Consider the following 11,932-nt stretch of genomic DNA (forward strand, 5'->3'; position numbering starts at 1 on the left):
ATGCCAGAAGATAGTATTGAAGAAATTGATTTTAATGAATTAAATAATAAAGCTATTTCTCAACCATTAGTTACACATATGTATACTGCAGATCCGTCTGCTCATGTTTTTAATGGTAAGATTTATATTTATCCATCGCACGATATTGATGCAGGAATCCCTTTTAATGATAATGGCGACCATTTTGGTATGGAAGATTATCATGTTATTTCTATGGACTCTATTGAGAGTGATGCTGTAGATAATGGCGTTGCCTTACATGTAAAAGACGTAGCATGGGCAGAAAGACAAATGTGGGCTCCAGATGCGGCACATAAGGGAGGGAAATATTACTTGTTTTTTCCAGCCAGAAACAAAGAAGGGTTTTTTCAAATTGGGGTAGCTGTAGGAGATTCTCCAATTGGTCCTTTTGTTGCACAACCTAAAGCCATCAAAGGAAGTTATAGTATAGATCCTGCTGTTTTTGAAGATGAAGATGGTAGTTACTACATGTATTTTGGAGGACTTTGGGGAGGTCAACTTCAAAAATATAGAAATAATATATTTAATGAAGATAATGAGTTACCTAAGCCAGAAGAACCTGCATTGCTACCTTTGGTTGCTAAATTAGCAGATGATTTATTAGAGTTTTCTGAAGACGTAAAAGAAGTTCAGATTTTAGATGAAAATGGCAAATTGTTACTAGAAGGAGATAATGACCGTCGCTTTTTTGAAGCGTCTTGGTTGCATAAATATAAAGGGAAATACTATTTCTCTTATTCAACAGGCGATACTCATTTTATTTGTTACGCCATTGGAGACAGTCCTTATGGACCATTTACGTATACAGGAAGAATTTTAAATCCTGTTGTTGGTTGGACATCGCATCATTCTATTTGTGAAGTAGAAGGGAAGTGGTATTTGTTTTATCATGACTCTAGTTTATCTGAAGGTGTTACGCATTTGCGTTCGGTAAAAGTTGCTGAAATAACCTATAATGATGATGGTACTATAAATACATTAAACCCTTATAGTAAGATGTCTTAATTTGAATATTGTTTTTTTAAAAGTATTCTAAATATATTTATAATTAATTTCATTTTTTTGAATATGTATTCTATTTTAAAAAATACTATTTTATTGTTATTAAGTTTATCTATTTTTAGTTGTTCTGATGAAAAAAAGACTAAAGTTTCAGATGAAAATCATCAAATAATACATAAACATAAAAAAGGAGAGCCAGATCAATCAACACTTAAGATGATTCAATCTGTAAAACAAGCTGTTTCACTTATTGATGTAGAAAACGCTCCATATATTTTAAATAACAAAAAAGTTGAACTTTTAGAAAACCACCTTCAAAACTTAAGCGGTAATAACCGCTTAAGTTTACTTTTTACATATGCTATAGAATTACTTAATGCAGGTAAAACCGAAGCGGCTATTTTAACTTTTAATGAAGTATTACAAATAATTCAAACGAAAGATTTAAAATCTAAGGCTGAGGTTATTTATACTATTAAAAAGCAGTTAGCAATTGCTTATATGCGTAAAGCAGAGCAAGATAATTGTATTGCAAATCATAATGAGGAATCTTGTATAATTCCAATAAGTCTAAAAGCACAACATGTTTTAAAAGAAGGCGCAGAAAAAGCAATAGACTTACTTAATCAGTTATTAATAGAAAACCCAGACGATCTAGATTGCCAATACCTACTTAATATTGCAAGTATGACCATTGGTCAATATCCAGACAAAGTTCCTTTAAAATTTAGGATTCCCGAAGCTTACTTTTCTAGCTCAGCAGCATTTCCACGTTTTAAAGATATTGCAATGAACTTAGGAGTAGATGAAAACCAAAAGTCTGGAGGCACTTGTATCGATGACTTTAATGGTGATGGCTATTTAGATATTATAGCGTCTTCTTGGGGGTTCGAAGATCAGATTAAGTATTTTCAAAATGATAAAAATGGAAGTTTTACAGATAAAACAAAAGATGCAGGTTTAAATGGCGTTACAGGAGGATTAAACTTGAGGCATGCCGATTATAATAATGATGGACATTTAGATTTTATAATATTACGAGGCGCTTGGTTGTCCAATAATGGTGGTATTCCTAATTCATTAATGCGAAATAATGGTGATGGTACTTTTACAGATGTTACTATGGAAGCTGGTGTTTATTCGCTTAACCCAACACAAACAGCCGTTTGGACAGATGTAAACTTAGATGGTTGGGTTGATTTATTTATAGCCAACGAATGGTCTCAAAACAAACAAAGTCTATGCGAATTATATATAAATCAAACAGATGGAACGTTTAAAGACTTAGCTAAAGAATCTGGAATTACTGCTATGGGCTACTTTAAGGGTATTGCAAGTGGTGACGTTAATAATGACTTATACCCAGATCTTTATTTATCTAACTATTCAGGGTTAAATACTTTATATATAAACACGACTAGTGAAAAAGGAAAGCCTTCTTTTAAAAGATCCGAAAAAGAATCAGGTGTATCTCAACCAATAGCAAGCTTTCCAACTTGGATTTTTGATTATAATAATGATGGACTGGAAGATATATTTGTTTCTGGATATTCTACCGTTGAAAAATTGCCAGCACAATTAATGATGCAAAATATAAAAGGGAATAATCATGATAATAGACCTTTTCTGTATCAAAATAATGGCGATGGGACATTTAAAGAAGTGTCTTTAAGCGTCAATTTAACAGAGCCTATTGCAACAATGGGTTGTAATTTTGGTGACTTAGATAATGATGGCTTTTTAGATTTTTATCTTGCAACAGGAGATCCAGATTATTTTTCTATTGTACCTAACCGAATGTATCATAATATAAATGGTGAAAAATTTGAAGATGTTACATATACTGGGGGTTTTGGACATATACAAAAAGGGCATGGTATAGGTTTTGGCGATTTAGATTTGGATGGAGACCAAGATATTTATGCCGTTATGGGTGGCGCATTAGAAGGCGATGTTTTTAGAAATTTACTTTTTGAAAATCCTTTAGGGAATAAAAATAGTTGGATAAATATTATTTTAGAAGGCAAACAGAGTAATCGATCTGCAATTGGTGCTAAAATTATTCTAACCATTGAAGAAAATGGTAAAGAGCGCCATATTTATCATTCTGTAGGGACTGGAGCAAGTTTTGGAGGTAATAGTATTATGGCCGAAATAGGTTTAGGGAAAGCTTCCAGTATAAAAAGAATAGAAATAAAATGGCCTCATTATTCTAAACCGACCAATGTTTATAATAACGTACCAATAAATCGTACTATTAAAATTATTGAAGGAGAGCCTATCAAAGAACTCGATTTAAATAAAGTGTCTTTCAAAAGCAAAACACTTCATCACAACCATTAATTTTTAATTTTAAAAATAGTTAATGGCCCATTATTGTTTGCAATAACTAAATAAGGTTCTTTCTTAATTGTTATCAACCTCATCCCTTTTGCATTTAAATTATTATAAAAACTAATGTCGTTGTATGTTTTTAAACTGCCTTTCGAATCTCCTAATAAAACATAACCTGCATTACCATCATAACGAACGGTTTCTACTTCAGCTTCATGAATGGCACCAACACCAACTACATCTATATGGCCATCATTGTTAATATCTGTGAATTCAAAAGACATTGTTGGTCCTAATTGAGCTGTATTTGGTAAATGGTTTACTTCAAATTTACCATCACCTTTATTTTCAATATAAACGGATTTAAACTCATAAACTTCTTTATGAAAAGAATTTTCTAGCATAGTATCTCCATAAATATCGACTAATGTGGAATTAGCAAATTCTTTATAAGTCTTAATTTTTTCACTAACAAAAGGGTTTTGACTAGTTGAGCATTCTTTTCCTCTTACAGGAACTAAATTTCCATTATAGAGTTTACTCAAAATCATATCGTAGTTTCCATCATCGTCAAAGTTATTTCCGTAAATATGAAGTGGTCTTTTCTTTGAAGGATGAAATTTATTATTACCACCTAAATTTCCTGCGAAATAATCCAAATCGCCATCATTATCAAAATCAATGGCACTAATGGTATTCCACCAACCTTCTGTATCTTCGAAAGCTTCAATGTTTTTTTTCTGTAGTTTACCTTCTACATTATCAAAAATGGTGATAGGCATCCATTCGCCAACGATTATTAAGTCTTTATCTCCATCGCTATCATAATCAGATAATATCATATCGTTAATCATTCCAATTTCTGAAAATTCTGGAGCTATCTTGTTCGTTACATCTAAAAACCGACCGTTAACATTTTCTAATAGATACGATTTTGGTGTTAATGGATATTTGCCTGGAACTACACGTCCACCAATTGCTAAGTCTAAATCGCCATCGTTATCAAAATCTAGAGATATTACAGCTTTAGCGCTACTGGTAATTTTTGGCAATGTGTTTGATTTTTTAAAATTGCCATTCCCATCATTTATATAAAGACGGTCTTGTAATAATACACTTTTTTCTTTTAATTCATAACCACCGCTTGCTACATAAAGGTCCAGGTCTCCATCACTATCTGCATCAAAAAAATGAGCACCATTATCTTCATAGCTTTTATCTTTTTCAAAAGCTATTTGCTTTTTATTATTAAATTGACCATTTGAATTTTGAATATATAATTCAGCCGATTGATTAAAACCGCCTCCTAAAAAGATGTCTTCCAATCCATCATTATTAACATCTGCTATAGTAAATGCAGGTCCTTGTTGCGATTGTTTTTGTGGTAAAAGGACTTGACGTGAAAAATCGTTGAATTCATTTTCGGCATGTTTAAATTTAAATCCTAAAGTTTTAGGATTTATTTTTGAGAAATTTTTAAGTGATTTGTTTTTAGTTTTTCCTTTAGCTGAAGCATCATTTTGATTTAATGTTAGGGTTTGATTGGCTCTAACATTTTCTACTACAGATGTTTTTCCGTTAGTCCAAACTACTTCAATACGTTTAATTAATGCTTCATGTCCAATTCCAAAATTTAATTGTGGTGAGACTGAAGATTGGTAACCTCTAGAAAGAAACATTTCCTGGTATTGTTGTGTGCTATCGGTATAAATTTTTATTTTCGAACCAATAGCGTTTCTATTTTTTTCATTACCAACAAGTTTAATATTTATATAATTATTTATGGAATTATTTTCATATAAACTAGCTTCATCGTCTAGGTTATTAATAACTAAATCAAGATCACCATCATTATCTAAATCTGCATAAGCAGCCCCGTTTGAATTAAAAGCCTTATTTAGGCCCCATCCGTTTATTACTTTGCTAAATGATAAATCGCCATTATTTTTAAAAGCATAATTTTGAAGTTTATCAGAAGGCATAGTATTTAAAATTTGGGACATGGACATTTTGTTTATAGAGTCTTGCTCAGTGTCTAGAAAATTTCCAAAATCTTGGTTAGCAATCTCTCTTTTAATCCCATTAGTTATAAAAATATCTTTAAAGCCATCATTATCAAAATCTGCAATAAGAGGAGTCCAACTCCAATCTGTTTTAGATATTCCTGATAGTTGTGCTACATCGCTAAACATGCCGTTGCCTTTGTTTAGGTTGAGCATGTTAGACATATAGGTATAATTGTAGCCTGCATCAACAATGTCCCAAAAACCACTAGTATTCATACTTGGCATATTCTGTTTCCCTCTACGATGATCTTCTGCAGACATGTCTAAAACGAGTAAATCTGGCAAGAAATCGTTATTTATATCGGCAAAATCAGATCCCATACTACTGTAAGACGTATGCATTAGCCTTTCATTTGCTTGGTTTATAAATGTTCCGTTTTTCTTATTAATGTATAATTTGTCTGGCGTAATAAAATCGTTAGCTACAAAAATATCTAACCATCCATCATTGTTAAAATCACCAATAGAAGCACTTAAACTAAATTCTTTATTTAATATCCCAGCACTGTGAGTGACATCTTTAAAAACACCTCCATCATTTCTAAAAAGATGGTCGGATGTTTCTAAATAGAATTTTCCAATAACATCTTCTCTTTTAATTTTCTGAAGGTTTACTGAATCGAAGAAATCATTTCTATGATTTACTAAAAACATATCTAAATCACCATCTTTATCGTAGTCGAAAAAGTATGATTGAATGGAAAGACCATTATTATCTAAGCCCCATTTTTTTGCCTCATCAATAAAAGTTCCATCTTTTTGATTGATGTAAAGTTTGTTTCGTCTAAGGCTTTCATTATATACAGAAGCTGATTTGCATACGTAAATATCTAACCAACCGTCATTATTAATATCAATCATATTAACACCAGTTGTCCAGCCTTTTAAATCACTTACCTTAGCTTTATTTGTAATGTCTTCAAATTTAAAATTACCTTTGTTTATGTATAGTTTATTTGATTGCTGATTAGATGTTAAATACACATCATCTAAGCCATCATTATTTATATCTCCAATGGCAACGCCGCCTCCGTTATAAGCGTAATAATAGTTTAGAACATTAAAATCTGTAGTTTCTTTTACTATATTTTTAAAATGTATGTTCGATTCTTTGCTTGAAACCAATGTAAAAAGAGAATTGGCAGTAGTTTCTTTTATTAAAACTTCTTTTTTACAAGTAAATAGTAATACAGAAAGGAGTATTAAACTTTTTATTTTAAATGTATTCTTCATGTTAAAAATAATTTAAAGATAAGGAACTAACTTTATATAAAAAGTGCTGCCCTTTTTTGTTAGGGCAGCACTAAAACTAAAACAAACTAAAAATATGAAATGTTATTAATAACCTGGATTTTGATAAGTTTCTTTTTCTGCATCAGACATATCTAATTGGTCTAATTGACTTTGCGGTATCGGTCTTAAATAGTGATAGTTTTCAATAGTTCTTGTAACTTCAACTGGACTATGGTCTGTAGCATCATTACCAGCAATTTCATAATTAGCAGCTACTTCAGCCCATTTTTGAGTACGAACTAAATCATACCATCTATAACCTTCACCAAAAAACTCACGAGAACGTTCTGCTAAAATATAATCTATATCTATTGTTGCAGGTGTTGCAGCAATAAGAGCAGCGCTATTGTCTTCTATACGTTCTTGTTGTTCTCCATTATCAAAACGCCATTTACCAGCACGAGCACGAAGCACATTAACTAACTCTCTAGCACTTTTTCCTCCTTGAGGAGTTGCTCCTTTAACAGCTGCTTCTGCAGCTACAAGATAGAATTCAGAGAATTTAGCGATTGGGAAAGGACGCGTAATTGCTCCATTAGGAGAGCCTAATCCACCTTCACTATCTGTACGATATGTTCCTATTTTCCATAAACCAGGATAAAATCTTCTGTTTATTTCATTTGGGTTTATAACATAATCAGATCTTCCAGCAATTTGTCCACCACCTAGGTTTCCTCCATTTACACTATAATCTACAGTCGCATCATAATCATCTAAGAATGTCATAACGGCCTCTCCAGGAGCAATGTCTAAGCCATTGGCACCAGTTATTGTTGGATCTGGAACACCAGCAACATCCCAGTTTCCTCTATAACTAGTTACAAATGTAGCATCGTAACGAGCATCTATAGCTTTATCTGCAAATGTTTCTTCAAACACATTAATTGTAGGAGCCATACGTGTCCATGGACGCCCTAAACTTTGTACAGCTTCACGTTGTACTGCCGCTACACCATCAACTCGAATAGACGTGTAGTTAGATGTTACCATCCAAGCAGCTGTATTAGCACTACCGCCTGTACCACTCCAACCTAAACTTGCGCCATTATAAATCTGGCTTTCTTCAGTACGATCGGCATAAAGCATCATTTCACTATGACGGTCATTAGAAGCTAAATGTACATCATAAAAATATTCTTGTAAAGCATAAGGTCCTGGATTGTCAATAGCTGTAGCAGATATATTGTATGCTTGTTGAAAATAATACGCTGCATTTTGTCCATCAGGATCTGTCCTTGCAACTTCAGGATATGTAGGGATATTATTTGGGTTTTCTAACCACCAAGCATAAGTTAAATAAGCTTTCGCTAAAGTCAATCTAGCAACATTTTTCGTTACTGTACCTGTTAATCTTGGATTGTCTGGTAAATCGTTGATAGCAGTATTTAAATCTGGAAATATAGCTTTGGTATATACTTCAGCTACTGAATTACGAACCGAAGTACTAATTGCTGACGTGTTAAATACTAATTCTCCTGCTCCTAAATCTAATGGTGCACCACCATAAGTTTTTACTAACAAGAAGTAATTAAAAGCACGGTGATAGTTTGCTTCAGCTACAATTGAAGGATCTAGACCAACAGTAGCAGCATTTTCAATAATTCCACTAGCAGTGTTTATAGCAGGAAAAACAGTACTCCAAACTATACCTGTTGGGTAAAAGTCTGATAGTATTTGACCTACACCAGATAAATCTGCTCCTTTAAAATTATTATCAGCACTTTGTGCATAGGTATATTCATCTGTTCCAGTCTCTAGTGAATTAAAGTGGTATGGTTGCCCGTATAGGTTTCTTAAATTTTGATACAAATACGTTAACCCGCCTTGAACACCAAGTTCAGTTTGGAAAAAATCTGGAGTAAAAGTACTCCTTGGCGTTTCTTGAAGAATATCTTCTGTACAAGAAAAACCTGTTATCAGAGCTAATGCAATTATTGCAGTAGTTGTTATTTTATATTTCAATTTTTTTATCATAATAATATTTTTAGAATGTTAAGTTTAACCCTATCATGTAATTGCGTGTAGTTGGAGCGTTAGAACCAATAGTTGCAATTCCATCTGATATATTACTAGTGTTTACAGCTACGTTTTGACGACTTCCGTTCGAGTTGACTCCAGAATTTGTCTCATGATCCATTCCTGATTCTTTATGGAAATCTGAGAAGAATACAAATGGGTTTTGAGCCGTTGCATAAATACGAAGCTTTTGAATACCTAATTTTTCTATTAAACCTTGGTCAAAGTTATAGCCTAAAGTTATTGCACGAACTTTAAGGAATGAACCATCAAAATAACCTAAAGTATTAGCATATTTTTGATTATCACCACTTTGAATTCCTCCTGGAGCTGGATATTTTGCACCAGTATTAGTTGGTGTCCAGTAATCTACATCCACGTTATTTCTTCTACCAGTAAGTAAGTTAAGGTATCCGTGACTACTGTACAATGTACTTACAACAATACCTCCTTTTTGAAAAGTACCTACCATACTTAAATCGAAGTTTTTATATGCAAAACGCGTGTTAAAACCACCTTGAAAATCTGGTGTTGGATCTTGTATAATTCTATCGTCAGCATTTATAGCCCTAGTTGGTGATCCATCAGGGTTAAAATCTCCGGTGTATTGTACCTTAATCATACCAGCATTACCTCCTGGTTCAAAATCTTGTAGATATTGATAATCTGCATCAGTTGTATTCCAAAGCCCTATTCTTTTCTGATCATATATTACATTAACAGGAGACCCTACAAACCAAAGTTGTCCTACATTTTGTTCTTCTCCACTTGATAAGGCAACAATTTTATTCTTATTGGTATAAAGATTAATACCAGCATCCCAAGTTAAGCCATCTGGATTATCTATAATAGTACCATTAAGTGATAGTTCAAAACCTTTGTTTTCGGTTGCACCAATATTGGTAGTTACATTACTTAAACCAGAAGAAGCGGGTAGTGGTTGGTTATAAAGAATATCGTTGGTATTTGTAACATAGTATTCTGCAGTACCAGATAAGCGATTATTAAATAACGTAAAATCTAAACCATAGTTATAAGTTTCTGAAAATTCCCATCCTAAAGTTGGGTTAGGCGCTTTGTCTACATAATAACCTGTAGCAAAGGTGCTACCAAAGTTATAGTTTCTAGTACCTAATCTACCTCTGGTTGTATAAGGATCTATAGCTTGGTTTGATGTTTCTCCATAACCTGCACGTAGTTTTAAACTATTTACAAATTTTACATCTTCCATAAAGGCTTCATTACCTATGTTCCATCCTACAGACATTGCAGGATATGTAACCCATTTGTTGCCTGCTGCTAGCCTAGATGATCCATCAGAACGCACTGTTGCCGTAATCATATAACGGTTGTCATATTGATACATGGCTCTAGCCATATAAGATAGTAATCCAGTAGCTTCATAATTTGTACCATATCTAGTAATATCTTCAGCAAGCGATGAATCTAAGTTATAAAATAAGAATTGTTCGTTTGGTACATTTTGTACATTAAGATTAACATTGTCATATTCAGTATTTTGAGACGAGAATAATCCTACAAAATTTACCTGATGCTTATCGGCAAATGTTCTGTCAAACAGTAATTGGTTTTCAATAACATAATCTCGTGTTATTGAACTACCGTAGCTTGCATTTGAAGGGTTGTTAAGATTATAATTAAAAATACCTCTACCTGTAAAATTACCATCTCTACTTGTTCGAATATTTAAACCAACATTAACCCTTGCTTTTAAACCTTCAACCCCAGGAATTTTAACTTCTGCATATATATTATTATATGAACCAAAATCTAACTGATCGTTTACTCTACCTGCTCCAACTTGGTTAATTTCGTATCTGGTAGGAATCCAGTTGTCATCAGCTTCAGTTTGTAGACGAACAGGGGTATTAATGGTTCCATCAGCATTAAATGGACTTAATAGTGGTGATGCAGATAAGGCGCCACCAACACCCATAATACGGCTTTGTTTATTAAAATTCATTACTGAGTTTAATCCAAAACGGAAAGCACCAATTTCTTGATCAACCTGAGCTCTTAAAGAATATCTTTGGAAATCATCACCAGGAATAACAGAAGTTTCTTTAAAATACCCCATACCAATGTTGTATGATCCTCTTTCAGAACCTCCTTGAATACTAATATCGTGACTTGTTTGAAGACCAGATCCATATAGTAAGTCTTGCCAATCAGTATCGTTTGCCAAGTCTTCATCGCCTCCTATTCCATATATTGGAGTGCCACCATTAATAGATGCAACATCTGCACGTAATTGTGTTACCTGTGCTGAATTCATCATAGGAAACTTAGCAAATACTTGTTTAGTAGCGTAATAAGTATTATATGTAAATCTTGCTTTTTGGCCTTTTTTACCAGTTTTTGTTGTTATTAGAATAACACCATTTGCGCCTCTAGAACCGTAAATGGCTGTTGCTGATGCATCTTTTAATACATCTAGACTTGCAATGTCATTCATGTTAATATCATTTAAACCTCCAGAAAACGGAATACCATTAAGTACAATTAAAGGATCATTATCTCCAGTTAGAGAACGCGTACCACGAATACGAATTTGTGGAGCATCTCCTGGTCTAGAACCGGTTGTGGTTATTTGTACACCAGCAGCTCGTCCTTGAAGTGCTTGTTGAAAGTTTGCTGTTTGAATTTCAGCTAGATCTTCTCCTTTAATGGAAACCACAGAACCTGTTACAGATTCTTTTCTTTGTGTACCATAACCAATTACAACAACTTCATCTAAAGTAGCTGTGTCAGTTTCAAGTGTTACGTTAATAGTTTGTTGATTGTTAATAGAAACTTCTTTTGTTTTATAGCCTATATAGCTAAAAACTAAAGTGCCAGTTGATGATACGTTTTTAATGGTGTAATTACCATCAAAATCTGTAGTTGCTCCAGTGTTAGAGCCTTTTAAAATTACATTCACACCTGGTACAGGTCCATCAGCATCTGAAACTGTTCCAGAAACTGATACTTGTGCAGTCATACCTGCGCTAAACAGAAACATTAAAACTAGATACCCTAGTTTACTGATGTTTTTGTTTTTCAAAAGTAAAAAATTTGTCATAAAATTTAGTTTAGAAAATTAATTGGTTTTTTATTAATTATTTTTAGTATTATCTTTTTCGAAATAATTTTTTGCTTATTTGTAAGTTAAGACATCTATATGACGCAATCGATTGTGT

General features: G+C 33.0%; 5 protein-coding genes. 2 read left to right on the forward strand and 3 right to left on the reverse strand.

Translation table 11 applies throughout. The annotated features are described in order from the left end of the window. Entirely contained in the window at positions 1–1,026 is a 1,026-nt protein-coding gene (locus ACH5TW_RS10575) for a glycoside hydrolase family 43 protein (protein ID WP_439336469.1), read from the forward strand. Positions 1,027–1,089: 63 nt separating this feature from the next. Further along, positions 1,090–3,366, forward strand: a complete 2,277-nt coding sequence (locus tag ACH5TW_RS10580) for a CRTAC1 family protein (RefSeq protein ID WP_439336470.1) — start codon at positions 1,090–1,092, stop codon at positions 3,364–3,366. On the opposite strand, the gene ACH5TW_RS10585 is transcribed toward ACH5TW_RS10580, so the two are convergent. The 3 genes from ACH5TW_RS10585 to ACH5TW_RS10595 form a co-directional block, all read right to left on the reverse strand. Then, positions 3,363–6,656, reverse strand: coding sequence for a VCBS repeat-containing protein (locus ACH5TW_RS10585; protein WP_439336471.1), 3,294 nt, complete (start codon positions 6,654–6,656; stop codon positions 3,363–3,365). The two genes, ACH5TW_RS10580 and ACH5TW_RS10585, sit on opposite strands and share 4 nt — an antisense overlap. Before the next feature lie 105 nt (positions 6,657–6,761). Continuing rightward, complete coding sequence (locus tag ACH5TW_RS10590) at positions 6,762–8,690, reverse strand: RagB/SusD family nutrient uptake outer membrane protein (protein ID WP_439336472.1); 1,929 nt, start codon at positions 8,688–8,690, stop codon at positions 6,762–6,764. A gap of 10 nt (positions 8,691–8,700) precedes the next feature. Further along, a complete protein-coding gene (locus tag ACH5TW_RS10595) occupies positions 8,701–11,814 on the reverse strand; it encodes a SusC/RagA family TonB-linked outer membrane protein (protein ID WP_439336473.1) in 3,114 nt (1,037 codons plus the stop codon). Positions 11,815–11,932 lie beyond the last annotated feature (118 nt).

The sequence above is a fragment of the Thalassobellus sediminis genome (assembly GCF_044386045.1).
In the GTDB taxonomy this organism is placed as follows: Bacteria; Bacteroidota; Bacteroidia; order Flavobacteriales; family Flavobacteriaceae; genus Thalassobellus; species Thalassobellus sediminis.

Coding starts and splice junctions, on each gene's coding strand:
- ACH5TW_RS10575 (WP_439336469.1), top strand. CDS start 1: ATGCCAGAAGATAGTATTGAAGAAATTGATTTTAATGAATTAAATAAT.
- ACH5TW_RS10580 (WP_439336470.1), top strand. CDS start 1,090: ATGTATTCTATTTTAAAAAATACTATTTTATTGTTATTAAGTTTATCT.
- ACH5TW_RS10585 (WP_439336471.1), bottom strand. CDS start 6,656: ATGAAGAATACATTTAAAATAAAAAGTTTAATACTCCTTTCTGTATTA.
- ACH5TW_RS10590 (WP_439336472.1), bottom strand. CDS start 8,690: ATGATAAAAAAATTGAAATATAAAATAACAACTACTGCAATAATTGCA.
- ACH5TW_RS10595 (WP_439336473.1), bottom strand. CDS start 11,814: ATGACAAATTTTTTACTTTTGAAAAACAAAAACATCAGTAAACTAGGG.